Annotated in this window: 23 protein-coding genes and 4 tRNA genes; 15 read left to right on the forward strand and 12 right to left on the reverse strand. The window is 72.0% G+C overall.

Going from position 1 to position 25,780, the window contains the following annotated elements; genetic code table 11:
• Nucleotides 1-149 precede the first annotated feature (149 nt).
• Nucleotides 150-689: a YbhB/YbcL family Raf kinase inhibitor-like protein gene (locus tag ASC99_RS20515; RefSeq protein ID WP_057234170.1), complete on the reverse strand. Its 540-nt coding sequence runs from the start codon at nucleotides 687-689 to the stop codon at nucleotides 150-152.
• A 49-nt stretch (nucleotides 690-738) separates the two neighbouring features.
• Here ASC99_RS20515 and ASC99_RS20520 point away from each other — a divergent pair, with 49 nt between their 5' ends.
• Nucleotides 739-1,446 (forward strand): rhomboid family intramembrane serine protease, encoded by a 708-nt coding sequence (locus ASC99_RS20520; protein ID WP_057234172.1) that lies wholly within the window; start codon nucleotides 739-741, stop codon nucleotides 1,444-1,446.
• A gap of 112 nt (nucleotides 1,447-1,558) precedes the next feature.
• Nucleotides 1,559-2,713 (forward strand): hypothetical protein, encoded by a 1,155-nt coding sequence (locus ASC99_RS20525; RefSeq protein ID WP_057234174.1) that lies wholly within the window; start codon nucleotides 1,559-1,561, stop codon nucleotides 2,711-2,713.
• A gap of 93 nt (nucleotides 2,714-2,806) precedes the next feature.
• Here the strand turns inward: ASC99_RS20525 and ASC99_RS20530 are convergent, their stop codons facing one another.
• Nucleotides 2,807-4,339, reverse strand: a complete 1,533-nt coding sequence (locus ASC99_RS20530) for a helicase HerA-like domain-containing protein (RefSeq protein ID WP_057234176.1) — start codon at nucleotides 4,337-4,339, stop codon at nucleotides 2,807-2,809.
• A gap of 148 nt (nucleotides 4,340-4,487) precedes the next feature.
• On the opposite strand from ASC99_RS20530, the gene ASC99_RS20535 reads away from it, so the two are divergent.
• The gene (locus tag ASC99_RS20535) at nucleotides 4,488-4,808 is read left to right on the forward strand and encodes a type II toxin-antitoxin system VapB family antitoxin (protein WP_057234178.1); all 321 of its coding nucleotides are present in this window, start codon (nucleotides 4,488-4,490) and stop codon (nucleotides 4,806-4,808) included.
• A 208-nt stretch (nucleotides 4,809-5,016) separates the two neighbouring features.
• Nucleotides 5,017-5,685 carry a LytR C-terminal domain-containing protein gene (locus ASC99_RS20540; protein WP_057241178.1) on the forward strand — a complete coding sequence of 223 codons (669 nt, stop codon included), beginning with the start codon at nucleotides 5,017-5,019 and terminating at the stop codon, nucleotides 5,683-5,685.
• Between the two features lie 66 nt (nucleotides 5,686-5,751).
• Here the strand turns inward: ASC99_RS20540 and upp are convergent, their stop codons facing one another.
• Nucleotides 5,752-6,387: a uracil phosphoribosyltransferase gene (gene upp, locus ASC99_RS20545; protein ID WP_057234182.1), complete on the reverse strand. Its 636-nt coding sequence runs from the start codon at nucleotides 6,385-6,387 to the stop codon at nucleotides 5,752-5,754.
• Nucleotides 6,388-6,560: 173 nt separating this feature from the next.
• On the opposite strand from upp, the gene ASC99_RS20550 reads away from it, so the two are divergent.
• The 8 genes from ASC99_RS20550 to ASC99_RS20580 all read left to right on the forward strand — a co-directional run bounded on the left by ASC99_RS20550 (nucleotide 6,561) and on the right by ASC99_RS20580 (nucleotide 11,350).
• Complete coding sequence (locus ASC99_RS20550) at nucleotides 6,561-6,764, forward strand: hypothetical protein (RefSeq protein WP_057234184.1); 204 nt, start codon at nucleotides 6,561-6,563, stop codon at nucleotides 6,762-6,764.
• Nucleotides 6,765-6,961: 197 nt separating this feature from the next.
• Nucleotides 6,962-7,525 carry a hypothetical protein gene (locus tag ASC99_RS20555; RefSeq protein ID WP_057234186.1) on the forward strand — a complete coding sequence of 188 codons (564 nt, stop codon included), beginning with the start codon at nucleotides 6,962-6,964 and terminating at the stop codon, nucleotides 7,523-7,525.
• A 29-nt stretch (nucleotides 7,526-7,554) separates the two neighbouring features.
• Entirely contained in the window at nucleotides 7,555-8,052 is a 498-nt protein-coding gene (gene tadA / locus ASC99_RS20560) for a tRNA adenosine(34) deaminase TadA (RefSeq protein ID WP_057234188.1), read from the forward strand.
• 44 nt (nucleotides 8,053-8,096) lie between these two features.
• Nucleotides 8,097-8,186 (forward strand) — tRNA-Ser (locus ASC99_RS20565).
• 473 nt (nucleotides 8,187-8,659) lie between these two features.
• Complete coding sequence (locus ASC99_RS39460) at nucleotides 8,660-8,800, forward strand: hypothetical protein (RefSeq protein WP_162257901.1); 141 nt, start codon at nucleotides 8,660-8,662, stop codon at nucleotides 8,798-8,800.
• 69 nt (nucleotides 8,801-8,869) lie between these two features.
• Nucleotides 8,870-9,163: a Dabb family protein gene (locus tag ASC99_RS20570; RefSeq protein WP_057234190.1), complete on the forward strand. Its 294-nt coding sequence runs from the start codon at nucleotides 8,870-8,872 to the stop codon at nucleotides 9,161-9,163.
• Nucleotides 9,164-9,295: 132 nt separating this feature from the next.
• Nucleotides 9,296-10,294 carry an RNA polymerase sigma factor SigF gene (locus ASC99_RS20575; RefSeq protein ID WP_369824343.1) on the forward strand — a complete coding sequence of 333 codons (999 nt, stop codon included), beginning with the start codon at nucleotides 9,296-9,298 and terminating at the stop codon, nucleotides 10,292-10,294.
• Between the two features lie 153 nt (nucleotides 10,295-10,447).
• Nucleotides 10,448-11,350, forward strand: coding sequence for an RNA polymerase sigma factor SigF (locus ASC99_RS20580; RefSeq protein ID WP_057234194.1), 903 nt, complete (start codon nucleotides 10,448-10,450; stop codon nucleotides 11,348-11,350).
• Nucleotides 11,351-11,353: 3 nt separating this feature from the next.
• On the opposite strand, the gene ASC99_RS20585 is transcribed toward ASC99_RS20580, so the two are convergent.
• Both ASC99_RS20585 and ASC99_RS20590 read right to left on the reverse strand, forming a co-directional pair.
• Nucleotides 11,354-12,244: a tyrosine-protein phosphatase gene (locus ASC99_RS20585; RefSeq protein ID WP_057234196.1), complete on the reverse strand. Its 891-nt coding sequence runs from the start codon at nucleotides 12,242-12,244 to the stop codon at nucleotides 11,354-11,356.
• A 150-nt stretch (nucleotides 12,245-12,394) separates the two neighbouring features.
• Nucleotides 12,395-12,598, reverse strand: coding sequence for a hypothetical protein (locus ASC99_RS20590; RefSeq protein WP_057234198.1), 204 nt, complete (start codon nucleotides 12,596-12,598; stop codon nucleotides 12,395-12,397).
• 164 nt (nucleotides 12,599-12,762) lie between these two features.
• Between ASC99_RS20590 and ASC99_RS20595 the strand changes: the two genes are divergently transcribed.
• Nucleotides 12,763-13,731, forward strand: coding sequence for an aldo/keto reductase (locus ASC99_RS20595; protein WP_057234477.1), 969 nt, complete (start codon nucleotides 12,763-12,765; stop codon nucleotides 13,729-13,731).
• 122 nt (nucleotides 13,732-13,853) lie between these two features.
• On the opposite strand, the gene ASC99_RS20600 is transcribed toward ASC99_RS20595, so the two are convergent.
• The 3 genes from ASC99_RS20600 to ASC99_RS20610 form a co-directional block, all read right to left on the reverse strand.
• The gene (locus ASC99_RS20600) at nucleotides 13,854-14,792 is read right to left on the reverse strand and encodes a C40 family peptidase (RefSeq protein ID WP_057234200.1); all 939 of its coding nucleotides are present in this window, start codon (nucleotides 14,790-14,792) and stop codon (nucleotides 13,854-13,856) included.
• Nucleotides 14,789-16,012 carry an SPFH domain-containing protein gene (locus ASC99_RS20605; protein WP_057234202.1) on the reverse strand — a complete coding sequence of 408 codons (1,224 nt, stop codon included), beginning with the start codon at nucleotides 16,010-16,012 and terminating at the stop codon, nucleotides 14,789-14,791. The genes ASC99_RS20600 and ASC99_RS20605 overlap by 4 nt, the downstream gene beginning before the upstream one ends.
• A 165-nt stretch (nucleotides 16,013-16,177) precedes the next feature.
• A complete protein-coding gene (locus tag ASC99_RS20610) occupies nucleotides 16,178-19,162 on the reverse strand; it encodes an Ig-like domain-containing protein (protein WP_057234204.1) in 2,985 nt (994 codons plus the stop codon).
• Nucleotides 19,163-19,533: 371 nt separating this feature from the next.
• Here ASC99_RS20610 and ASC99_RS20615 point away from each other — a divergent pair, with 371 nt between their 5' ends.
• Nucleotides 19,534-20,715 carry a globin domain-containing protein gene (locus ASC99_RS20615; RefSeq protein WP_057234206.1) on the forward strand — a complete coding sequence of 394 codons (1,182 nt, stop codon included), beginning with the start codon at nucleotides 19,534-19,536 and terminating at the stop codon, nucleotides 20,713-20,715.
• Between the two features lie 82 nt (nucleotides 20,716-20,797).
• Here ASC99_RS20615 and ASC99_RS20620 read toward each other — a convergent pair.
• The 3 genes from ASC99_RS20620 to ASC99_RS20630 all read right to left on the reverse strand — a co-directional run bounded on the left by ASC99_RS20620 (nucleotide 20,798) and on the right by ASC99_RS20630 (nucleotide 21,208).
• Nucleotides 20,798-20,870 (reverse strand) — tRNA-Arg (locus ASC99_RS20620).
• A 39-nt stretch (nucleotides 20,871-20,909) separates the two neighbouring features.
• Nucleotides 20,910-20,985, reverse strand: a tRNA-Arg gene (locus tag ASC99_RS20625).
• A 129-nt stretch (nucleotides 20,986-21,114) separates the two neighbouring features.
• Nucleotides 21,115-21,208, reverse strand: a tRNA-Ser gene (locus tag ASC99_RS20630).
• A gap of 202 nt (nucleotides 21,209-21,410) precedes the next feature.
• Here ASC99_RS20630 and ASC99_RS20635 point away from each other — a divergent pair.
• A complete protein-coding gene (locus ASC99_RS20635) occupies nucleotides 21,411-24,575 on the forward strand; it encodes a PAS domain-containing protein (RefSeq protein ID WP_057234208.1) in 3,165 nt (1,054 codons plus the stop codon).
• Nucleotides 24,576-24,660: 85 nt separating this feature from the next.
• Here ASC99_RS20635 and ASC99_RS20640 read toward each other — a convergent pair whose 3' ends face one another.
• Nucleotides 24,661-25,680, reverse strand: coding sequence for a helix-turn-helix transcriptional regulator (locus ASC99_RS20640; RefSeq protein WP_057234210.1), 1,020 nt, complete (start codon nucleotides 25,678-25,680; stop codon nucleotides 24,661-24,663).
• Nucleotides 25,681-25,780 lie beyond the last annotated feature (100 nt).

Genomic DNA, 25,780 nt, shown 5'->3' on the forward strand with positions numbered 1-25,780 from the left:
CTGGCCCGGCGGCACCCGTCCGGCCTCCCCCGCCCGCCCCCGTGGCACCTGCGGACCGGCCGCCACCAGGACTTTCGTCCCCGTACGGACGGCCGGGGAGGGGCACCGAGGATCGCCCCGGATCCATCAGGTCCGCCGCAGAACGCGGGTCAGGGCCTGGCGTGCTCCACCGTGAGCAGCGCCCGGCCGAGCGTGTGGAAGGTCAGGTTGAACCCGACCACGGCGGCCGGGGTGTCCGGGCCGAGGTCCAGCGCCGGGACGTCGAGCGCGTGCACCGCGAAGACGTACCGGTGGGCCGGCCCGGGCGGCGGGGCGGCGCCGTCGTAGCGGTGGCCGGAGGTGTCGTTGCGGACGTGGAAGGCCGCGCCCGGCAGACTCGCGTCGGACGCGCCCGCGCCGCGCGGCAGTTCGGTGGTGTCGGCGGGGAGGTTGACCGCGAGCCAGTGCCACCAGCCGCTGGCGGTGGGCGCGTCGGGGTCGAAGCAGGTGACCGCGAAGCCCCTGGTCCCGGCCGGGAATCCGGACCAGGACAGCTGCGGGGACTCGTTGCCGCCGCTGTGCACGTGGGCGTCCGGTGTCCGCCCGCCGTCGGTCAGGTCGGCGCTGGTGAGCTCGAACGAGGGTACGGGCGGCAGGAATTCGTACGGGAGCGGCGCGCGCTGGCTCATCGCGGAGGCATCCTCACTCATGGTTGGCAGAGTCTCCCGCAGTCTAGGAGCGCCCCGTAGAGTCACGGTCATGCCAGCCGACAACACGCCCAGCAGCATCCCCGACCCCGCCCGGATGGTGGCCGACGCCCGGCGCGCCTTCTTCGTGATGTTCGGCCTGCTCTGTCTGGTCTGGGCGGTACAGCTGGCCAACTGGCTGACCGACTACCGGCTCACCGTCGAGGGCGGCATCCTGGCCCGCCGTCCCGACCAGCTCGCCGACCTGTTGACCGCGCCGTTCCTTCATGTCAACTGGCAGCACCTGGAAGGCAATTCGGGGCCACTGTTCGTGTTCGGCTTCCTGGCGGCGTACCGGGGCATCAAGCGCTTCCTCGGCCTGACCGCACTGCTGGTGCTGACCAGCGGGGCGGCGGTCTGGCTGTTCTCGGACGACCGGTCGGTGACGGTCGGGGCCAGCGGCGTGATCTACGGGTACTTCGGCTACGTGGTGCTGCGCGGCTTGATCGACCGGAATCTGATCGACAGTCTGATCGGCGTGGTGATGGGCGCGTCCTTCGCCTACATCCTCACCACGGCGGTGCCCGGCACACCCGGCGTGAGCTGGCAGGGCCACCTCGGCGGGCTGGTCGGCGGGCTGGCGGGCGCCTGGATCTTCCGCGCCCGGAAGGGCTCCGACCCGGCACCCGCCCCCGCCCCCACCTCCGTGCCCGGTCAGGCCGAGGCTCCGCCGAGCGAGCGAGCGCAGCTGCTCAAGGAGCTGGACGACCTCGGCCTGTGAGCCGTCCGGGCAGTCCGAGCAGTCCGAGCCGCTCACGCAGTCAGGTATAGACCAATACGGGCATCCCCGGTTAGCGTGGGCTCCCCCGCACCACCTGCCCCGGAGCCGCCCCGTGGAGTCGTCCGTCCTCGCCTTCGCCACCGACCTGATCGACGAGGGCTCCGACACCTTCTTCGGCAACCTGACCGACCGGGCCGGCGTCGGCGGCGTCACCCTCGCGTCCGTCTACCACGAGGCGCGTGACGTCTTCCCGCACAACCCCCGCCGGGTGATCCGCTACCTGGAGCCCGGCGCCGCCTACTTCCGCCCCGACCCGGCCCGCTGGGCCGGCCGACGGCTGACCCCGCTGCCGTCCACCGCGATCGGCGACGGCGACCCGTTCGCCGAGGCGGCCGAGGAGGCCCAGCGGCGCGGGCTCAAGCTGCACGCCTGGACGGTCTTCTGCCACAACGACCGGCTCGGCTTCCGGCACCCCGACGTCTCCCCCGAGAACGCCTTCGGCGACCGCCACCTGACCGAGCTCTGCCCGGCCAACCCCGAGGTCCGCGAGTACGCGACCACCCTGGTCGGCGAGTTCGCCCGGTACGGGGTGGACGCGATCCGGGCCGAGTCGCTGCACTTCCACGGCCTCCGGCACGGCTACCACCACGAGCGCTACTTCGAGGAGCTCGGCCCGGTCGCCGAGGCCCTGCTCGGGGTCTGCTTCTGTCCCCACTGCCTGGCCAACGCGGGCCCCGACGCCGAGCGGGTCCGCACCGTGGTCCGAGCCGAGCTGCGCGCCCGGCTGGCCGACGAACGCCGGGCGGCCGAGCCCCTCGCCCTGGACGAACTGGCCGACGGCGCGGTGGCCGCCTACATCGACGCCTCAGCCCGCACCGTCACCTCACTGGCGGCGGAGGTCGCCGAGGCCGCGAGCGCCGGCGGCATGCGGCTCACCTTCATGGACGGCGGCGGCCCCGGCACCGGCTGGCTCTCCGGCATCGACCTGCCCGCCCTCACCAAGGCCGCCCACCAGATCGAGACCCTCGGCTACGCCACCACCCCCGAGGCCGTCCGGGAGAAGGTCGCCGCGTTTGCTCTGCACGGCGTACGCCCCGAGGAGATGGCGGTCATCCTGCGCCCCATGGCCTCCGACTGCGACAGCCCGGAGAACCTCGCCGCCAAGATCGCCGTCCTGCGCGACCTGGGCGTCCCCGAGGTCGAGTTCTACAACTACGGCCTGATGCGCCTCTCCTCCATGGACCGCATCGGCCGAGCCCTCAGCTGACGCCCCAGCCGCCTACGGTTCAGGGGCTCGGGGAACTGCGACGCCGACCTCGGAAGCGTTGCAGCCACGTATCCGGTCAGGCACTTTCGCCGTTCAGCGCCGCCGCCTCGACGTCCCGAACAGATTCCGCGAGATCTCCCGCCCCAACTGAGTCCCGGCCGAGCGGGCGAAGGACTTCAGCATCGGGTTGCTCAGCAGCGAACCAAGCAGCCCACCGCCCTCCTCAGCGGGTTTCGGCGCAGGGACCGGCTCCGGCTCCGCGACCGCAGGCTCAGGCCGGGCGGTCAGCTTCTCGTACGCCGACTCCCGGTCGACCGCGTCCCGGTAACGCGCCGTCAGCACCGACCCGTCCACCGCCGCCCGCAGCACCGCCTCCTCCACCGGCCCCATCAGCGACTGCGGCGCCCGCAGCCGGGTCGCGGCGACCGGCGTCGGCGCCCCCTTCTCCGACAGCACCGTCACCACCGCCTCCCCCGTCCCCAGCTGGGTGAGCACCTCGGTCAGGTCGTACGTGGACTTCGGGAAGGTGGAGACGGTCGCCTTCAGCGCCTTGGCGTCGTCCGGGGTGAAGGCCCGCAGCGCGTGCTGCACCCGGTTGCCGAGCTGCGCCAGCACGTCCGCCGGGACGTCCTTCGGGGTCTGGGTGACGAAGAAGATCCCGACCGCCTTGCTGCGGATCAGCCGGACGGTCTGGGTGATCGCCTCCAGGAAGCCCTCCGAGGCGCCCTTGAAGAGCAGGTGCGCCTCGTCGAAGAAGAACACCAGCTTCGGCCGGTCCAGGTCCCCGACCTCGGGCAGCTCCTGGTAGAGGTCGGCCAGCAGCCACATCAGGAAGGTGGAGAACAGCCGGGGCCGGTCCTGCACCGCAGGGAGCTCCAGCACCGACACCACCCCACGGCCGTCCGGCGCGGTCCGCAGCAGTTCCGCCGTGTCGAACTCCGGTTCGCCGAAGAACGCACCGGCCCCCTCGTTCTCCAGCACCGTCAACGAACGCAGGATCACCCCCGCGGTCGCCGACGACAGCCCGCCGACGCCCTTGAGCTGCTCCTTTCCCTCCGGCGAGGTGAGGAAGGAGATCACCGCCGAGAGGTCCTTGAGGTCGTACAGCTCCAGGCCGTTCTTGTCGGCGAAGTGGAAGATCAGGCCGAGCGAGGCCTCCTGAGTCTCGTTCAGCTCCAGCACCTTGGCCAGCAGCAGCGGGCCGAAACTGGTCACGGTGGCCCGCAGCGGGATGCCGTTGCCGAGACCGCCGAGCGCGTAGAACTCGGTCGGGAAGCCCTGGCCCTGCCACTGCTGCCCGACCTCCCCGGCCCGGGCCCGCACCCTGTCGTTGGCGGTGCCCGGGGCGGAGATGCCGGAGACGTCGCCCTTGATGTCGGCCAGGAAGACCGGCACACCCTGGGCCGAGAGCTGTTCGGCCATCAGCTGCAGGGTCTTGGTCTTCCCGGTGCCGGTCGCCCCGGCCACCAGCCCGTGCCGGTTGAGCACACCGAGCGGAATCCGGACCTGCGCCCCGGGGTACGCGGCGCCGTCCAGCAGTACCGCGCCGAGCTCCAGCGCGGGTCCGGTGAAGGCGTACCCGGCCGCGATGTCCCGGACGGCGGTGGGCATTTCCTGGGTGGTCATCTGGGCGGACTCCCGCTCGGGTCGGAGGGATCGTCAGAACTGGTACCCCTCAAATGGGGACACTTCCTATGTAATCCCTATGAATCTCCGAACGCAGGCCGCGCCGCGCTTGCTGTGCCTCGGGGCGGCGTGACGGTAGGCTTTCCGTGTGATCTTCAAGCGCATCGGCAACGGACGGCCGTACCCGGATCACGGCCGGACCAGCACCCGCCAGTGGGCGGACGTAGCGCCGCGCCCGGTGCGGCTGGACCAGCTGGTGACCACCAAGGGGCAGTTGGATCTGGAGACCCTGCTGGCCGAGGACTCCACCTTCTACGGGGACCTTTTCGCCCACGTGGTGAAGTGGCACGGCGATCTCTACCTGGAGGACGGCCTGCACCGCGCGGTGCGTGCCGCGCTCCAACAGCGCCAGGTGCTGCACGCCCGGGTGCTGGAGATGGACTACCCACCGGCCCCACCCACCTCCTGACCTGTCATCACCCTTCCGCGCAGCCGTTCGGGTGCCGGTACATCCTTTCGAGTGCGCAGGTACTCCAGATGATGATCATTTAGTACCTTCGCACCCGGAGTGGCACTAATCTGCTGAGTACGGCCGAAAAGTATCCGGCGTTCCGCCCTCCCGGCCGCACCCGTCACCGAGCCTTGCCCTGGCACGAGGGGGAGACCGACCCGTGAGCATGTTGACTCCCCAGGGACTGAAGGGGAAGCAGTACCGGATCACCGGTAACTCCTACCCCCGCCTTGGACGCCCGCCCCGCAGGAGCCGCAAGGTCCTCGCCCTGATCGGCTCGCTGCTCGCCCTCGCCCTGATCGGCCTCGGCGGAGTGCAGCTGGTGGACATCTTCTCCGGCAAGCACCGGGGTACCGCCCAGGCCTGCGCCTCCCCCGCCCCGACCGTCTCCGGCAAACCGCTGGCCGCGCCGGACGCCGCACCCGGTGCGCCGTCGGCACCGCCGAGCAGCACCGCCGTACCGCAGCCGGCCGCCGTCACGGTGAACATCTACAACGCCACGGCCAAGTCCGGCCTGGCCGCGCGGACCGCCGAGGAGTTCAAGAAACGCGGCTTCACCATCGGCAAGGTCGGCAACGCGCCCGCCAACGTCGAGAAGCTGCCCACCACCACCGTCCAGGTGATCAGCGGCCCGGCCGGCCTCGGCGGCGCCACCCTGCTCGCCGCCCAGGTCACCGGCGCCACCAAGACCGCCGACACCCGGGTCGACCCCTCGGTCGACGTGGTGGTCGGCGACGCCTTCACCACACTGCTCGAACCGGCCCAGGCCGCCGAGGCACTGGCCGTCGCCACCAAGCCGTCGCCGGTGGCCTCCCCGCTGCCGGGCAGCTGCTGACCCGCCCGCCGTACGCAGAAGGGCCCCACCTCCGCGGAGGTGGGGCCCTTCTTGCCATCCGCTCGCTCAGCCGGCCGTGCCGTACAGCCGGTCGCCCGCGTCGCCGAGGCCCGGCACGATGTAGCCGTTCTCGTTCAGCCGCTCGTCCACGGCGGCGGTGACCACGGTGACCGGCAGCCCGGCCAGTTCACGCTCCATCACCGCGACGCCCTCCGGCGCGGCCAGCAGCACCACAGCCATGACGTCGGTGGCGCCCCGCTCGATCAGCATCCGGATCGCCGCGACCAGCGTGCCGCCGGTGGCCAGCATCGGGTCCAGCACGTACACCTGACGGCCCGAGAGGTCCTCCGGCATCCGGGTGGCGTAGGTGGACGCCTCCAGGGTCTCCTCGTTGCGCACCATGCCCAGGAAGCCGACCTCGGCGGTCGGCAGCAGCCGGGTCATGCCGTCCAGCATGCCGAGCCCGGCGCGCAGGATCGGCACCACCAGCGGACGCGGGTAGCTCAGTCGGGTGCCGGTGGTGACCGCGACCGGGGTGGTGATCTCCACCCGGTCGGTCCGGACGTCCCGGGTGGCCTCGTACGCGAGGAGGGTGACCAGCTCGTCGGTCAGCCGACGGAAGGTCGGTGAGTCGGTGCGCTCGTCGCGCAGGGTGGAGAGCTTGTGGGCCACCAGCGGGTGGTCGACGACATGGAGACGCATGCTCCGACCATAACGGGCAGCGGCACACATGTACGACCCGCCAGGCCCTCCCCCGGCGCTCTGTGACGCCCTGCACGCCTTCACCACCCCTCCTCCCCGGCGCGCGGCGGCAATCCCGATACCTCCGCATCTCCTGTGGTATTTACCGGACAGTTCTGGGAAAGTCGGACGGTATGAAGAGCACCCCGCACGCCGGGCCCGGCTCGACAGAGCAGCCCGAGGCCCCACCCGAGACCGAAGCGGAACGCCGCCGACGGCGCGCCCGCTTCCTCCGTGAGCTGGCCGAGGCCCGGGAGTTGCGGGCCAGGGTGCAGCCCCGGCGCACCAAGGAGCGCCGGATGCGTGAGGCGCTCCGGATGCGAACCTTCCGAATCTGACGGCGCGTCGGCCGTCCAGCATCCTCTTCCGACACGACCTGCGAAGACGCGCTGCCGAACACTCCCCGCAGGGCCCGGGTTTCTGTCACGATGCCGGAGGGACGGTCCGAACAGCGGGCCGCCTCTGGCGCGGGGGCGGCCAGACCGCGTTCGCCCGAGATCGCCTACAGCCGAGACCAATCTTGGGAGAGTCCCTGGTGGCGTACTTCGCTGCAGTGCTTGCTCGCACCGACGGCGCGTGGGATGTGAGCGAGACAGAGCTGGACAACGTCGAGACCATTGCCGACCTGGCCGACCTGGCCCGGGCGGCGGCCCAGGACGACGAGAGCGTCCTGGTCTTCATCGAGCAGGAGGACGCCTGGTTCGCCGTCCTCCGGGTGGACGGCGAGGAGGATCCGCGGATCTTCGTCTCCGACGGAGCCGCCGCCGCGCGCAGCTCCTACGGCTCCATCCTCACCGACGAACTGATCGACCGGGTCGGCGACGCCGACTTCGACGACCTGGACAGCCTGGTCACCGACCTCGACGACGAGGAAGCGGGCCAGAGCTCCGAGGACGACGACGAGGACGAGTCCGCCGGGGCCACCGGTCCGGGCGGCGTGCCGGTCGGGCCGCTCGGCGACCCGGAGCTGCTGATCGAGTTCGGCCTGACCGCCGAGGGACTGGTCGACCTCAGCGGCGAAGGGGCGATGCCCGGCGACGCCCTGTCCGAGATCGCCGACGCGATCGGCTGCGGCGAGGTGCTGGAGGCGGTGCGGTAGCCGGTCCTGCGGTGCCCGACACTGGTCCCATGCAGATCGCCCCGCTCCCGGCCCCCGTACGCCCCGACCCGGTACGCGACCGCTGGACGGACGCGATGCGCCTCGCCATCGACGAGGCCGCACTCGCCACCGCCACCGGTGACGTACCGGTCGGGGCGCTCGTCCTGGGCCCGGACGGGACGGTCATCGGCCGCGGCCACAACGAGCGCGAGGCCGTCGGCGACCCCACCGCACACGCCGAGGTGGTCGCCATCCGGCAGGCCGCCACCGCCCTCGGCGAGTGGCGGCTGGCCGGCTGCACCCTGATCGTCACCCTCGAACCCTGCACCATGTGCGCGGGCGCCATCGTGCTCGCCCGGGTCGACCGCGTCGTCTACGGCGCCTACGACGACAAGGCCGGCGCGGCGGGCTCCCTGCTCGACGTCCTCCGCGACCCGCGCCTCAACCACCGCCCCGAGGTCGTCCACGGCGTCCTCGCCGAGCCCTGCGCCGACCAGCTCCGCGCCTTCTTCGACTCCCACCGCTGAACTGATTTCGTCCCCGCCCACCCCGTCCGGTAGAGTCTCGTCTCGGTAGCGTGTCCGAGCGGCCAAAGGAGCACGCCTCGAAAGCGTGTGTGGGGGCAACTTCACCGTGGGTTCGAATCCCACCGCTACCGCCAGCTCGACGAAGGGCCCCGATCCACTGGATCGGGGCCCTTCGCGTTTCCCGGAGACACCCCTTGGCGGGGGAGACGAAGAAGGCCCCGCGCTCGGGGCGTTGACCACCAATGCCCGGGGAGTGCGGAGCCTGCTTCTGGTTGGAGGGGGCAACCGTCCCGGGGGGACGGACGGTTGCCCCGGCGGAGTCCCACAACCGGGGTCGTGTCGGGGGGAAGCCACGACGCCCGGTCCCACAGCGGGGAGCTCCGGTCCACGTACCGGTGATTCCTGCCAGATCCCTCGGTACGTGTTCCATCCTGCTGGACGGGGTGCGGGCGGGCATCCGGAGAAGGGCCCCTCTTGCGGGGACCTTCGTCCCGGGGAGTGAACGGGGCCCTCACCTGATGGGCCGTCTGGTGGATAAGCTGCGGGGGCACGTGGTGCGGCGATCGGGAGGCGGGCGGTTCGGGTGGCACAGGCGAAGAGGATCGGCATGTGGATGCTGCTGATCTTCGTGATCTACACGATCATCAGTTCTCCGACCAGGGCGGCCGAGTTGGTCCAGTCGGGGTTCGTCGGGATCTCGGACGCGGCCAAGGCGGTCGGGACGTTCATGACCGGACTGGTGAGCTGACCGGGGTCGTCCCGGGCTACCGTGGGCGGGTTCGAGCAGTACACCCTCACCCCCGCTAGGAGCGGCAGCGTGATCCGGCACCTGGTCCTGTTCAAGCTCAACGACGGCGTAGCGAAGGACGACCCGAGGGCGCTCGCGGGCGCCAAGGCGTTCGACGAGCTCGGCGGTCTGATCCCCGAGCTGCGCGAGTGGGAGTGCGGCTGGAACACCACCGAGCGGGACATCGCGTACGACTACGCGATCAACAGCAAGGTGGAGGACCGCGAGGCGCTGGCCGCCTACATCGGCCACCCGGCCCATCAGGCTGCCGCCGGAAAGTGGCGTGAATTCGCCACCTGGGTGATCGCCGACATCGAGGTCTGATCGTCCAAAACTGAACGATCGTACCCGGAGCACCGTTGGGCCCCCTGGCATGCAGGACGCCGGGGGGCCTTTCCGTGCCCGGCAGCTCTCCCGACAATCGGCCAACACGCCTACCGCCGGTGCTTGCCCGCGATGTGCACGACTTGTGATGCTATGACCGGTTTTGCCGGAACCTGGCGAGGTGATGAGCGAGCGCGGACCACAGCCGGTGGGTCGGATTCGCAGGGACTTGGGAGGGGTGACGTGTCCGTGCAGACACAGGGCAGCAGCGCGCCGGAGACCGGCGAGGAGGCCGTACCGAAGGAGCCCGACGAGGCTCAGCAGGTCGACCCGCTGGTGGAGTTGAGGGAGCGTCCGCCGGGCGCCCGGAGTTCGGTGGACGTCCGGACGCTGACCAGGGTGCTGTTCGAGCGGCTGTCCGAGCTGCCGCCGGGCGCACCGGAGCGCGAGCGGGTACGGGCGGCGCTGATCGAGGCGAACATCCCGCTGGTGCGCTACGCCGCGACCCGGTTCCGCAGCCGGAACGAGCCGATGGAGGACATCGTCCAGGTCGGCACGATCGGCCTGATCAACGCGATCGACCGGTTCGACCCGACCCGGGGCGTGCAGTTCCCCACCTACGCGCTGCCGACCATCCTCGGCGAGATCAAGCGGTACTTCCGGGACAACGTCCGCACCATGCACGTCCCACGCCGGCTCCAGGAGCTCTGGGTCCAGGTCAGCGGTGCCATGGAGGAGCTGACGATCACTCACGGCCGCTCGCCCAAGGTGCCGGAGATCGCGGCCAACCTGCGCATCCCGGAGGAGGATGTCCGGGCCTGCCTGGCGGCCGGCCGGGCGTACAACGCGGCCTCGCTGGAGGCCGCCCAGGAGCACGAGGGCGGACTCGCCCTGCTGGACCGGCTCGGCTACGAGGACTCGGCGCTCGCCGACGTGGAGCACCGGGACATGGTCAGGCACCTGCTGGTGCAACTGCCGGAGCGGGAGCGGCGGATCATCATGCTGAGGTTCTTCGCGAACCTGACACAGTCCCAGATCAGCACCGAGCTGGGCATGTCGCAGATGCACGTGTCCCGGCTACTCTCCAGAATCCTGACCAGACTGCGGACCGGGAACTCCTGGGAGGAGTAGGGTCCTCGCTGCGCGTTACCGCTGAGTGACATCTTGCGACGTTCGGGTTTGCCGGGGCGCGTGGTCCGGTATTGAGCTGGAGGGGTCGTTCGGCTCCGGGAACTGTCACTGGGTGATACCCGTTGAACAGTCAGTCACAAGGGGGTGGGGAGCATGTCCGGAGAGCTGGGCAGTGCGGAGGGCCACGGTATGACGGCGGCTCTCGTGTCGGTGGTCGAGCAGGTGACGGAGCAGCAGCGTCCGGCCCAGCAGATCCCGGCACAGCAGACGGCTTCGCCCGTCCTCACCGTGGACCGCACGCTGGACACCCGGACGCTGTCGCGTTCGCTGTTCCAGCGACTGGCCGTGCTGGAGCCGGGCACCGTCGAGCACACGTACGTCCGCGACACCCTGATCGAGCTCAACCTGCCACTGGTCCGGTACGCCTCCGCCCGCTTCCGCAGCCGGAACGAGCCGATGGAGGACATCGTCCAGGTCGGCACGATCGGCCTGATCAAGGCGATCGACCGGTTCGACCCGGAGCGCGGCGTGGAGTTCCCGACCTTCGCGATGCCCACCGTGGTCGGCGAGATCAAGCGCTTCTTCCGGGACACCAGCTGGTCGGTCCGGGTCCCCCGGCGGCTGCAGGAGCTGCGGCTGGCGCTGACCAAGGCCGGCGACGAGCTGTCCCAGAAGCTCGACCGCTCCCCCACCGTCGCCGAGCTGGCGGTCTTCCTCGGCGTCAGCGACGAGGACGTGGTGGAGGGGCTCGCGGTCGGCAACGCGTACACCGCCAGCTCGCTGGACTCCACTCCCGGCGAGGAGGACGGCGACGGCCCGCTGGCCGACCGGCTCGGCTACGAGGACCTGGCGCTGGAGGGCGTCGAGTACCGCGAGTCGCTCAAGCCGCTGCTGGCCAAGCTGCCGCCGCGGGAGCGGAGGATCATCATGCTGCGCTTCTTCGGGAATCTGACGCAGTCCCAGATCGGCGAGGAGATCGGCATCTCGCAGATGCACGTCTCCCGGCTGCTGACCAAGACGCTGACCCAGCTGCGGGCCGGGCTGATCAGCGAGTAGGCCTCAGAGCAGGAGGTTGGCGCGCAGGCCGGCCAGGACGGTGTCGTCGAGACCGAGACCGTCCTGCCAGAAGTGCCCGAACGAGGTCCAGCCGGTCGCGACCTCCTCGAAGGCCGCCTCCAGGTACTCCCGCTCGGCCCGGAAGACCGGCAGCAGCAGGGTCGGGTCCTTCATCAGGCCCTGGGTGCCGAAGCTCTCCATGATGTGCGCGATCAGCGCGGCCGAGCGGGTGTTGGTGAGCAGGTAGTCCTCGAACACGGTGTCCCGGTCGACGCCGAGCGCGGTCAGCGTGAGCGCGGCCACCCAGCCGGTCCGGTCCTTGCCCGCCGAGCAGTGGAACAGCACCGGCGGGCCGTCCGGCGCGGCCAGCAGCCGCAGCACGGTGGCGAACCGGTCCCGGGCCACCGGGTCGGTGACGAACCAGCGGTAGAGGCCGGTCATCATCCCGGCCGCCTTGCCGTTGCCGAGCAGCGCGAACTGCTTGTCCGCGTCCCGGTCGGCCAGCGCGTCGCGCAGCGCCACGTAGATGTCGAAGTCGGCGGCGAACACCGGCAGGTGGTGCAGGGTCGGACCCTCCATGCCGACCGGCTCGACGGTGAACGGCTCGGTGGAACGCGTGAGCTCGACCAGGTCGGCCGTGGGCAGACCGGGGATCAGGTCGGGGCCCGCCTCCCGGACCTCGTCCGTGCTGCGCAGGTCGACCACCCGGCGGACGCCGGCCGCGACCAGTAGGGCGCCGTCCTCGGCGGTGAGCCGGTTCAGCGCGTCCGCCCGCAGGGCGACACCGTGCCGCAGCACCGCGCCGTCCGTGGTCCGGTAGCCGCCGAGGTCGCGGGCGTTGGCCGCTCCCGACAGCCCGAGGCTGCGGGCGATCTCGGTGGACTGCTGGGTCACGGGGGCCTCCGGTGGCACTGGTGTACGGGTCGCTCGGGCCCGGCCAGTCTAGGTTCTGTCCGGTCGGGCCCGTCGCGTCCGCGCGCAGCGCCGGGCACCCGGCCGGAGCCAGGTGCCCGGGCGCCGCCGAGTGCCTACGTGGCGGAGTGGTTACTTGACGGCCAGCCAGATCACGGCGCCGAGCACCAGCAGAGCGACGACCGCAATGCCGGCGAACAGGCCGGTGCGGTTGCTGTTGCCACTGGCGCTGCCGTAGGTGGTGACCGAACCGGGCGCCTGGGCGGCCGGGGTCTCTTCGACGAACGCCCGGAACATCTGGGTGTTGCCGGCGGGGTCGTAGTCGTTGTCAGCCATGGCAGGACTCTAGCCAACCCTGCCGGTCGGGGAACACCCCGGACCCCTCGTAGGAGTGACCGGCCGCCGGCCGGCGACCGGTGACTGCAACGGGCATGCGACAGCCTCGTGAAGAGTGGCCCCGGACCGGAATGGCGATCCGCGTGATCCGGTTGACTCCGGTCATGACCGACAACCTCAGCGACGCTCCCCACAAGGTGACCCTCGGCGGTTCGGATCTCGCCGTGTCCACCCTCTCGCTCGGCGGCAACGTGTTCGGCTGGACCGCCGACCGGGCGGAGTCCTTCGCCGTACTCGACGCGTACGCGGCCGGCGGCGGCAACTTCGTCGACACCGCCGACGTGTACTCGTCCTGGGTGCCGGGCAACACCGGCGGCGAGTCCGAGACCATCATCGGCGACTGGCTGCGCAGCCGGGCCAACCGCGCCGACATCGTGCTGGCGACCAAGGTCGGCGCCCACCCGGAGGCCAGCGGGCTGTCCGCCGTGACCGTCAAGGCCGCGGTCGAGGACTCGCTGCGCCGGCTCGGGGTCGACCACATCGACCTGCTCTACACCCACCGGGACGACACCGGGACGCCGGTCGATGAGTTCGTCCCCGCCCTCGACCAGCTGGTGCGGGAGGGCAAGGTCCGGGCGGTGGCCGCCTCCAACATCAGCGCGGAGCGGCTCACCGAGGCGCTGGAGTTCTCGGCCCGGGAGGGCCTGGCGGCGTACGTCGCGGTGCAGCCGCACTACAACCTGGTCTCCCGCAGCACGTACGAGGGGCCGCTCGCCGACGTGGTCGCGGCGCACGGGCTGTCCGCCGTGCCGTACTACGCACTCGCCTCCGGCTTCCTGACCGGCAAGTACCGGCCGGGCGGCGGCACGGTGCAGAGCGCCCGGGCGCTCGGCGCCGCGCGCTACCTGGAGGACCCGCGCGGGCCGAAGGTGCTGGACGCCCTCGACCAGGTCGCCGCCGCACACGGCGTGGCGCCGGCCACCGTCGCACTGGCCTGGCTGGCCGCGCAGCCGACCGTCGCCGCGCCGATCGCCAGCGCGCGGACGGTGGAGCAGCTGCCGCCCCTGCTGGCGGCGGGCCGGCTGGAGCTCGAGGCGACGGAGCTGGCGCTGCTGGACGCGGCCTCGGCCTGACGGGGTGGCAGGCTGACGGTGGGTCGGCTGACGGCGCATCGGGGTGCGGGGGCCGCGCGAGCTGACGGATTGGCAGCTCGCGCGGACTCCCGTCGCACCCCGATGAGCGCACGGGCACCGCGCTACGGGCGGCCGAAGTGGGTGGGGAAGTACCCCTTGCTCAGGGTCGAGACGCGGATGGTGGTGCCGGGGCGGGCGGCTTCCAGGTACTTGTTGTCGCCGAGGTAGATGGCGACATGGTGGATGCCCGAGGCCCGGCTGCTGTTGGACCAGAAGATCAGGTCACCCCGGCGGAGTTCGCCCGACCCGATGTGGCTGACGGCCGCGTACTGGTCGTCCGCGACCCGCGGCAGGTTGATCCCGGCCCGGCGGTACGCCTGCTGCACCAGGCCGGAGCAGTCGAAGCCGGACGGGCCGTTGCCGCCCCAGATGTACGGCTTGCCGAGTTGGGCCGAGGCGAAGGCGATCGCCGATTCGATGCTGCCGTCGGCAGGCGTCGAGGGCGTCGTCGGAGGGGCGGGCGTGGGGGCCGGAGTGGTGCTGCCGCCGCCGGACTGGCCGGTGCGGGCCTGGTACACCGAGAGATGGCTGGTGTAGCGCCACTCGCCGCTGCTGTTCTTGAACCAGTACTTCGAGCCATCCCAACCCTGCTGGATACCACCGGAGTTGGTGGACGATCCGGCAGAGGAGGAGCCCGAGCCCGACCCGGTGCGGGACTGGTAGACCGAGAGGTAACTGGTGTAGCGCCACTCGCCGTTGGCGTTCTTGAACCAGTACTTCGAACCGTCCCAACCCTGCTTGCTGGGCGCCGGCATGGCGTTCGCGGTGGTCACCCCCAGCCCGAGCCCGACCACTCCCGCACCGGCCAGCACGGTGGTGGCGACACAGGTGGCACGGACCGCCCGATGTATTCGGCCGCCGTCAGTGCCGCCGGGTCCGGCGGCACTCCGGTCCCCGAGCAGTCGGCGGGCGGCGGCCAGGCAGTGGGCGCAGGTGCACGGTCCGGCGGTCGGGGAGATGTCGGAGAAACCGATCAGGGAGGGGTCGGTGGCTATCTTCACGCGGGCTTTCCTTCCTTCCTCGCGGCCCGGGCGGCCGGCGAGGGTACTGAGGCGGCCACCCCGGCGGGGGCGACGAACGCGACCAGCAGGTGCTCCATCAGCGCGCTGCGGGCCGCCTCGTCCAACTCGTGGGCAGTGGCCCGCTCCAGGCGGCGGACCGCGAGGGCGGCGGCCTCGACCGCGTCGTCCACCAGGACGGTCCGCAGACCGGCGTCCAGGTCGGCGAGGCGGCGGCGGCGCATGCTCTCGGCCACCTCCGGCGCGTAGTCGAGGGCGAGCGGCTGGACCGAGTAGACCTCGATCCCGGCCGGAGCCGCCTCGGCGGCCAGCGACCTGGTCAGCTCGTCGGCGAACCACTGGCCGTCCCGCAGGGCGGGGCCGGGAACGGAGTTGCTGTCGCAGGGCAGGGCACTCGCGGTACGGGTGAGCACCGCGTGCACCTGCTCGCGCAGGTAGTCCTCGTGTTCGGCGATGGCGAGCGTCGCCCTGGCCGTGTCCCGGACCCGCCAGACGATCAGCAGTCGGACCACGATCGGGGTACCGGTGCGGTCGGCGACCTGGACCGGCTCGCTGCGCCAGTGGCGCAGCCGGATGTCCACCCGACGGCGGCGCAGCAGGGGGTTGACCCAGAGCAGGCCGGTACGGCGGACGGTTCCCCGGTAGCGGCCCCAGCGGGTGAGCACCCGGGTCTCGCCACCGGCGTTGACCAGCAGTCCGGCCAGCGTCACCAGCGCCAGCAGTCCGGCCGCCGAGACGGCGGCGATCGAGGCGGCGGTGATCTCAGCCCCGCCACTGGCCTCGGCTGCACCGCTGCGGAGGTCGGGCAGTGCGTCCAGGTGCGGGATCACCCCGGCCCGGGCGAGTACCAGGACCACGCCGGCCAGCGCGGACAGCAGGACCAGCAGTGCGAGCCAGCCGGGCAGCGAACGGGCCTGCTGCTCACGGAGGGTGGCATCGGTCCGGGGCGGACGGCGGCTCGCCCGGGACTCGCTGCTCGACGCGCCGACCGGCTCGGTGACCGGCGTGCTGATCGGCGTGGTGACCGGACCGCCGTCGAGCTCGTCCTGGACGATCACCGGCCGGGCCTTGATCAACGGCTTGGCGACCGCGTCCGCGACCGCCTTGCTGAGCTGGGTGGCACCGCCGCCACGCTGGGGCAGCTCGGGCGGGGCGGGAGGCCAGGAGTTGGGTCGCGGCGAAGATTCGCGGGTGACGTCCATGCACGGTTCCTTGGGGGTCGGTGTGTCGCGCAACGGGCGGCCCGGATCTGACGGGCGGTGCCAGATTCAGGCTAAGTTGATAAGTCATCAAATGCGACATTTAGTGCGCGGCGTGTCGCAGCTTATCTGACGGCGCGTCGGACGACGCGCCGTCAGATCCCCAGCTCAGCGGCGTCGCCGCCCACCCGGACCACGACCGAACACCCGACGGGTGAGCAGTCCGAAGGCCGCCAGCATCAGCAGCACACCGCAGGCCGCCGTACGCCACGTCTCCGAGCTCGGACGCTCGGCGCCGGCCGGCGGCGCGGCGAGGTTGCGCGCCTCCGGGCCCGTCGGGTCAGCCGAAGCCGAGGCAGACGGACTGCCGGAGTCGGACGCCTCGGACTCCCCTGGAGCGGCGGGAGCAGCAGGCGCGGCGGCCTTCGTGGCGGCGGGGGTGGGGCTCGCGCTCACCGTCGGCGAAGTGCTCGCTGCAGGCGAGGACGTGGCACTCGGTGTGGCCACGCCACTCGCCGCCGCCACCACGCCGACCGCCGGAGAGGCCGACCCGTCGACCGGAGCTGCCGCCGAGGCCGACGGTGCGACCGCAGCCACGGACGGGGACGGGGACGGGGGCGGGGGCACAGACGAGGACGGGGATGGCACAGGCGCGACCGAGGGGGCCGGTGACGGAAGCACCACAGGCAGCTGGGCCAGCACCGGCGGAACCACGATCGGCAGAATCGTCGCGGCCTGGTCCGGAGTCAACACCGGCTCACCGAAAGGAGGTTCGACACCGACGACCGACTCCGAAGGCGACGGCACCGACGGAACGGGTACGGGTGTGACCGCAGGCGACGGCAGCACCGGCGACGGCGACGGTACGGCTGAGGGCACCGCAGAGGCCGAGGCAGAGGCAGCCGCCGAAGCGGAAGCGGAAGCCGAGGACGAGGACGAGGACGAGGGCGAGGGCGAAGGCGAACCGGGCACCGACGGCGAAGCCGAAGCCGACGGCACCGCCACCGGCCGCGCCGTCACCGTGACCGCATCCGCCGAGGTGGCGTTGCCGGCCCGGTCGGTGGCGGTGACCACCAGGGTCTGCTCACCCGCCGTCAGGTCCCGGGCGGGCGTGCAGCTCCAGGCCCCGTCCACCCCAGTCACGGCGGTGCACAGGACCACCCGCTCCCCGGCCGTACCGCCCCGGGTGGTGACGGTGACGGTGGAGCCGGGTTCGGCCCGGCCGGTCAGCCGGGGGCGGGCGGAGGTGAGTTCGGTGCCTGCGGTGGGCGAGCCGAGGATCGGCCGGGGCGGCGCCACGGTGTCGACCGTGAGCGGCACCGGCTGGCCGGCCGTCCGGTTGCCCGCGCCGTCGGTGGCCGCTGCGGTCAGCTGGTGCTTGCCGTCGGCGAGGTTCTCGACCGGCAGGCAGGACCAGCTGTGGTCGGCCGCCACGGCGGTGCTGCACAGCTCGCCGGCGATCCGCCCGGCGCCGGGCGCGTTGGCGGCGTCCACCACCGAAACGGTGCTGCCGGGGTCGCCGGTGCCGGTGAGCAGCAGGCCCGGGTCGTTGGTGTACTCGGGCAGGGTGAGCACCGGCGCGGCCGGCGGTTCGGTCTTGACGGTGATCCGGATCTCCTCGCCGCGCAGCACCACGCCGCCCTTGGTGGTCTCCACCGGGGTGAGGGCGTGGCTGCCCGCCGGGAGTGGCGTGTCGGGTCGGCAGCTCCACCGGCCGTCCTTGCCCACGGCGGCCCGGCAGAGCGTGCTGTCACCGGCCATGATCGCGACGGTGGCGCCCTGCACCCCGGCTTCGCCCCGGATCTCCGGGCGGGGATCGGCCACCACGGCTCCGCTGACCGGACCGGTGATCTCCGGCCGGGCGGCTCCGACCGTGAGCTTGATCTGCTGATCGGTCACCTCGCCGGAGTCGGCGAAGCCGCCGGGAGTGACGAGTTGGGCGGAGTTGCGGGCGATCCGCAGCCGGGCCCAGGTCTCACCGACGGCGGCGTTGCCGGGGACGGTCCACTCCAGCCGCGCACTCTTCGCGCCGACCACCACCTCGCTCTGCACTCGTTCGGTGGCGTCGAATCTCCCGTTGTGGTCGAAGTCGATCCAGCCGGCCAGGGTGGCCGGGCCCGGGCCGGGGCTGACCGGCACGGTGAGGCCGTAGTACCGCCCGATCGCCGCCTCGGCGGGGAACTGGACGGTCGGGTCGGCACCCTGGTACTCCCCGCGGCCGGGCTGGAGTTCCGGCGGGGCCGGGTTGGCCCACGGGCTTCGGCGGCTCGCGCCGCCGTCCAGCTCGACCATCGGCTGGTCCCGCTCGCGCAGTTCGGCCGGCTCCTGCGGGGCCGAGCCGCCGGCGGGCACCAGCCGGTGCGCGGAGGCACCGGCGACGGTCGGCCGCACCCCGGCGGTACCGGTGGCGGTCCGCCCGAGGAAGACGTCGGAGACCAGGTGCGAGACGTTCCCGTACCCCTGCGGGGCGGTGCCGACGCCTTCGTCGAGCGTGACGGTGTACGCCTGCGCCAGCGGCTCGGGAGCGGTGCTGGAACCGTCCCGTGGCGTGCTGCGCTGTTCGACCCGGAAGGTCACCGTGCTGACGGTGCCGGAGAGTTCGAGCGTGCCGCTGCCGGGGGTGGTCCCGTCCGTGGCGCCCTCGCCGGTCGGGGTCAGGGCGTTGTCGCCGACCGTCCAGCCGGCCCAGTCGGTGCGGGCGACCAGGCTGGGGGCGCTCGGGGAGCCGCCCGTGACGGTCAGTCGGCTCGCGGTCCCGGTGGAGCCACCCTTGCCGGTGGCCAGTGCGGCCAGTCCGCTGAGGTGCAGCCGGGGATTGCGGACGGCGCGACCGAAGGAGAGCTGAAGGGTGCCGAGGGTGCGCCAGGAGCCGTCGGCCGTCGGGCGTTCCACGCCGAGTTCGAAGCGGGTGGCCGGGTCTCCGCCGCGCAGTCCGTCCGCGTATCCGGGGCCGCCGGTGGCGAGTTTTCCGGGGGCGGTCCGGACCGCGATTCCGGGGAGGGGGGCGAAGTCGAACTGGATGCCGAGACCGGACGGCAGGACCGCCCGGCGCTCGGCGGTCCAGGATTCCGGGGTCTGCTGGGCTTCGGCAGCCGGACCGAGCAGGGTCAGATTCCCGCCGACCAGAAGCCCGGTGGCCGTGATCGCGGCCATTCTCCGGGTGATTCCGTTCCGTCTCGGCGGTCTCGTGGCCCACCGGCCCGAGCTGGTGGCTGACGACTCGGCGGCATGGGAGGACTGTCGGCTCATCCGGCTCTCCTTCGGTGTCGGCCGCCAACCGGTGCGGCAGGCATAAGTTCTGACAAAACGGAATCACGATCTGGAGTCCGTCATACCGTGACACCGCGAGGAATGCCCCAGTGCTACCCGATTGGCGGTCACTCGTCCGGCAGCCTAGGAAACTGACGGGTTATCCGTTTTCAGCCACTCGGGGTTGGTGGCCAACCGGCCGTTACTGTCCGGCGCTTGACCGTTCATTACTGATACCTGTTCGAATAATTCGCAGCTTGCGTAGAATCTGCGCAGTGTCCTTCGACCCCGCGCTCATCCGCGCCAGCTTCGCCGTCGTCGAGCGCCGGGCCGACCAGCTGGTCAAGTACTTCTACGTGCACCTGTTCGCACACAGCCCGGAGCTCCGCCGACTGTTCCCCGCGGAGCTGACCGAGCAGCGCGACCGCCTGTTCAACGCGCTCACCCAGGTGGTGCTCCAGCTCGAACAGCCGGACCAGTTCACCGAGTACCTGCGCGCGCTCGGCCGGGACCACCGGAAGTTCCAGGCTGCCGCCGAGCACTACCCCGCCGTCGGAGCCAGCCTGCTCGCCGCGCTGCGGCACTTCTCCGGCCACTCCTGGACCCAGGAGATCGAGAAGGCCTGGTCCGAGGCGTACACGGTGATCTCGCAGACCATGCTCGAGAGTGCCCAGGCCGACGCCCAGGCCCCGGCCTGGTGGGAGGCCGAGGTGACGGACCGTCGGCGGGCGGCCGCCGACCTGGTGGTGCTCACCCTCCGGCCCGATCGCCCGTACCCCTACACGGCCGGCCAGTACCTCTCGCTCAGCTCGCCCCGGCTCCCCCGGCTCTGGCGCTCGTACACGATCGCGGGCGCGCCGCGCACCGACGGCACCCTGGAGCTGCACGTCCGCCGGGTGTTCGGCGGGCAGCTGAGCAGCCTGCTGGTGAACGACGTACTGCCCGGCGAGACGCTGCTGCTCGGCCCGCCGATCGGGGACACCGTGGTCGACCAGCGCTCCGACCGGCCGCTGCTGGCCGTGGCCGGCGGCACCGGTTGGGCCACCGTCAAGGCGCTGATCGAGCAGCTGGCCCGCGGCCGGGAGCGTTCGGCCACCGTCTTCCTGGCCGCCCGGCAGGACGCCGACCAGTACGACCTGTCGGCCGTCCGGGCCCTGGTCGCCGAACACGCCTGGCTGGAGGTGGTGCTGGCGGCTCCCGAGGACGGCGCCGAGCGGGAGGCGGCGGTGGACCTGCTGCGGACCGGCCTGCGGCACGTCTCCGACTGGTCCGGCCACGACATCTACCTCAGCGGCCCACCGGACCTCGCGCCCGAACTCGCCGAACTGCTGGTCGAGCTGCACGCCGAACCCGAACTGATCCGGTACGACCCCGCGCCGTTGACCGCGCGCAGCGGCCGGCCGCTCTCCTCGTCCGAGTGGTTCCTCACCCCCCGGTCCGCACCGTGGGTCCGGTGACCGGGCGAGTCGGGTGGCCGTGCGAGTTGGGTGGCCGGGAACGGCGAAGGCCCCGGGCGATGAACCCGGGGCCTTCGATCTGTGCGCTCAGCAGGATTCGAACCTGCAACCTCTTGATCCGTAGTCAAGTGCTCTATCCGTTGAGCTATGAGCGCTCGGGCGGCCCAACTGACAGGCCGCAGAGCGGTGGTGCGTGGTGCGCTCAGCAGGATTCGAACCTGCAACCTCTTGATCCGTAGTCAAGTGCTCTATCCGTTGAGCTATGAGCGCTCGCCCCGTGCGGCCTGGGCCTTGCGGGGCGGTGCGGAAGCAACATTACATGACCCTCGACCTGGGGCGAAATCGATTGCCCCGGGCTACGACAGGAGCCCCGCCGGTCTCTGACCGACGGGGCTCCAGTGGCGGAGGCTGAGGGATTTGAACCCTCGATGGGCTTGAAGGCCCAAACCGCATTAGCAGTGCGGCGCCATAGACCGGACTAGGCGAAGCCTCCTCCACGACGGACCACACCGACCAGCGGTGCACTCCGTGCGACTGAGATGATGCCACAACCCCAAGGCCTGACACCAACCACCGACAACGTTACCGGCCGGGTCGTCCACGGCGCAAAGAAGAATGAGATACTCCAGTCTCCCGAGGAGAGCGCGAGCCGCCGGTCGCACGCCGTGATGCAAGCCGTGAGGAGACCTGTCGACGTGAGCAGCAGGCCGATCCGAGGCGCTGCTCGCCTCGCCGCCATACTCGATGCGCTGCCCGACGCCCTGTTGCTGGTGAACAGCAACGGAACAGTGGTGGACGCCAACTCCGCCGCCGTCCAGGCCATGCAGACCCCGGGCACCTCGCTGGTCGGGATGGGCGTGCTGGCTCTGCTGCCCGAGTTCGACCCGAGCCGGATCCCCGGCTCGATGCGGCCCGCCCCGCGCGAGCCCGAGGGGCTGGACCGGCCGGTCCGGATGACCGCCTGCCGGACGGACGGTTCGACCTTCCCGGTCGAGGTCTCCGGCAACGACTTCACGGACGACGGCGAGGCCCGCGGCAGCTCCGGCTACACCTCGCTCTACCCCCAGGACGGCGGCTCCGCCGGTGAGCTGCTGCTCCTGCTGGTCCGCGACCTGAGCAGCCGGCTCGGCGTCGAGGCCGAACTGCGCAGGCAGCACAAGCAGACCGAGATGATCCTGCGAGCTGCCGCCGAAGGCGTGCTCGGAGTGGACCTCGAAGGCCGCGTGGTGCTGGTCAACCCGGCCGCCGCGCACATCCTCGACTACCGGGCCAGCGAGCTGGGCGGCCGCGAGCTGCACCCGCTGATCCAGCACTCGCAGGCGGACGGCAGCCCGCTGGCCCTGGAGGGCTCGGCGCTGCTGGACACCCTGACCTCGGGCCGCAAGCACCGGGTCAGGGGCGCGGTGCTCTGGCGCAAGGACGGACGGGCGGTGACGGTCGACCTGACCACCGCCCCGGTCCGGGACGGTGACCAGCTGGTCGGCGCCGTGATGACTTTCACCGACCGGACCAGGGAGCTGGCACTGGTCGCGCGGAACGAACATCTGACGGCCGTTCTGGAGAGCGAGCTGGGCGGGGCGCTGGAGGCACTGCACCGGCGGATCGACGCGCTGGCCGCCGACCCGGCCGGGCAGCTCTGGCCGGAGGCCAACTGGACCCTGCGGCGGCTGGCCGACGAGTGCCGCCGGTTCGGCACGCTGATCGACGGGGTGCTCACCCACCAACGGTTCGAGAGCGAGGCCGAGACCGGCCAGCAGGAACTGGACCGTCGCCCGGTCGGGCTGGACAAGGTGGTCCAGCGCGCCGTCGAGCAGGCGGGCGAGCTGGTCGGCGCGGGCCGGGTCAGGTACTCGGTGCACGCGGCGGGCGTCGTGGTGGTCGCCGACCACGAGCGGCTCGCCCGGGCCCTGGCCCACCTGGTGGCGGACGTCAGCGGCGTGGCGCTCTCACTGGACACACCCGGCGCGACCACCAACCCCGACGGCGTGGCCGAGGCACCGATGGTGGTGCTGGCCGCCGCCCAGCGCGGCGAGGTCGCCCGGATCGAGGTGCGCGGTCCTTCCCGTACGGTCAACCCGGTCCACCTGCCGATCGCCCGGAGCACGGTCGAGCGGCACGGCGGAGTGCTCCAGCGGCACGAACTCCCGTCCCGGGCCGGCACCACGTACGTGGTGGAACTCCCGCTCGACCCGGCCACGGTGACCGGGGCCGGCGCGACGGTGCACCACCATGTGCCCAAGGAGACCGACACCGCGATGCTGCCGGACCTCCCCGAGGTCCCCCCGGCGGACGTCCCGGAGGCCAAGGAACAGGTAGCCGAGAGCCCGGCGGACAGCACCGACGGGCAGCGGCCCGAGGCGGAGCGGAGCGGCCCGACGGATCGTCAGGCCGAGCCCGCCAGGGGCCCGATCGCCCTCGGCCCCGGCCCGACCACCTCGCCGGTGTCCGAGCCGATGCCCGAACCGATGCCCGCACCGGCGGCCGTGCCGGTGCCCGCGCCGACGTCGGAGCCGGTGGCCGCCGAGCCGGTCGCGGCCGAGGAGGAGAACGGCCGCAGTGGGCGCCGTCGTCGGGGGCTGCCGGAGTCGCTGTCGATCCCCGGGGTGCCCGACCCCGGCACGCCGGTCTACCCCGGCCTCGAACTGGCACTGCCCGAGGTGCCGCCCGCTCCGACCGAGCCGCCGGCCGTCCAGCCGACCGGCCGCCGTCGTCGGCTGGCGCTGCCCGCCCAGTCGGAGCCCAGCCCGGTGCCCGAGCCCCGCAGGGCACTCGAACTCCCTTCCGGCGCAAGCCGGTCCGAACCGCCGGCCGAGCAGCCGCGGACCGAGCCGGAGGCCGCGCCCGAGCCGCCCCGGCCGGTCGGCAGCGGGCTCGGCGAGCTGACCCCGCCGCGCCCCTCGGGTGGCTTCGCGGGGGCGTTCCCGAACGCCTTCCCGCAGCAGTCCGCGCCGGTCGAGCGTCCTGCGCTGCCCGCCCTGGCGAGTGCGCCGGCGCAGAGCAGCGAGCCCCCGGCGCCCGTCGAGCCTCGTACGCCCCCGCGGCCGACCGCCGAACTCGCCCTGGCCGGGCGGGAGTCGGCACCGGTCATGGCCGAGGACCCGCCGACCATGGTGGTGCCGACCGTCGACGGCGGCCCACGCCGGCTGCTGGTCTGGCCCGAGCCCGACCCGTCCACCAAGCAGGCGCTCCAGGACCGCGGCTACCGGCCGGTGATCGTCCGCTCCCGCGAGGAGGTGGACGCCCAGGTGTCCGCGTACCCCGCCGCGCTCTTCGTCGACCCGCTGACCGGGCCGATCACCCGCACCGCCCTGCAGTCGCTGCGGACCGCCGCACTCAACAGCCGGGTGCCGGTCCTGGTCACCGCCGGTCTGGGGCAGGCCACCCGGGACGCCGCGTACGGGGCCGATCCGGCCGTCCTGCTCCGGGCGTTGGCGCCCAAGGACAGTGAGAACCACTCCTCCCGGGTGCTGCTGGTCGAGTCCGACCCGGACATCGCGGCCGCGCTGATCGCCAGCCTGGAGCGGCGCGGCATGCACGTCGAGCACGCCACCGACGAGAACGACGCGGTCTCCCGGGCCAGCAGCGTGCAGCCGAATCTGGTGGTGATGGACCTGCTGCAGATCCGGCGCCGCCGGGTCGGCCTGCTGGACTGGCTGCGCGCCAACGACCGGCTGCACCGCACCCCACTGGTCGTCTACACCTCGGTCGACCTCGACCCGCAGGAACTGCCCCGGCTGCGGACCGGCGAGACCGTACTCTTCCTCGCCGAACGCTCCACCTCCGAGGACGTCCAGTCCCGCATCGTCGACCTGCTCGGCCGGATCGGGAGCCTCGGGGAAGTGAGCGCGGCCCGCAGCTGAGCGGGCAGCAGGGGCCCGGGGCCTGGGCAGCGCAACCGAGCGCGCTGCCCAGCGCGCGACCCCGAGCCCCTGTGCCCCGGGCGCGTCAGCCGACGGAGGGCTCCTCGGCCGCGCCGTCCAGCAGGTCCCGGGCCCGGGTGAGGTAGCCCGCCTGGAAGCGGCTCTCCGCACCGAGCTGCTCGAACAGGTCGGCGATGTACTTGCGGCAGGTCCGCAGGGAGACGCCCAGCCGGCGGGCGATGGTCTCGTCCCGCAGACCCTCGCTGAGCATGGTGAGAATGGCCAGCTTGACGCCCTCGCGCACCTCACCGTCCGCGAGAGCCGGGCTGTACGGGGCGCCCATCTGCCAGTTGCGGTCGAAGGCGGTGCAGAGGAAGGCGACCGTGGACGGATCCCGGATCACGGCGGCCCCTCCCTTGACCTGCGAGTGCGGGAGGAAGACCACCTCGCGGTCGAAGGCGATCATCCGGCCGAACAGCTCGACCTGGGTGCGCACCTGGGCGCCGATCGCGGTGGCCCGCTCGACGTAGACCTGGGTCGGGGCGTGGTGACGCGAGGTGTGCTGGTAGAGCGTGCGCATCCGGACGCCGCGCTCGATCATCGCCAGGTCCCTGGCGATCGACTGCTCCAGCTCCGCGGCCGGACGCCCCCCGCCCGGCTGCGAGGTCATCACCTCCGACCGGCAGGCGTCACTCGCCTCCTCCAGCATCTCGATCACCCGGTCCAGTGACTCGACGAGCTCCAAGGGCACTTCTCTGGCGGCCTCCTGGACACCCGTCGCGTACAGCGCGTTGAGCGAGTCGACGGTGTCCCAGATCGAGAAGATGCCGGCCAGGCCCCGGCGGAGCCTGGACTCGGTGGCGGCCACCTCGGCGCTGGCCAGCTGGGGGTCGACGGGTCTCCAGCCGGGTGGCCCGCCGTTGTGCTGGTCGTCGCCGTCCCGGCTGATCAGTGGCACGGCCGCCAGCAGCTCCAGCGAGCGAGCGACCCGCTCGGGGGAGATGCCCAGACCGACAGCAGCGTCCTCGGCCACCAGACAGCCGTGGGTGACGGCCCATCCGTAAACCTGCATGTCCTCGGCCTGCAGGTCTTGCAGCCGGGCCATGATGTCTGATTTAGGAGTGTTATTCACTCTTTGGTCGCCCTTCATCTTGGTGCAGCTCACCATCATGCGGCCTTCCGAGCTGGACCGCGACCTGCCAATT

The sequence above is a fragment of the Kitasatospora sp. Root107 genome (assembly GCF_001424875.1).
Classification (GTDB): domain Bacteria; phylum Actinomycetota; class Actinomycetes; order Streptomycetales; family Streptomycetaceae; genus Kitasatospora.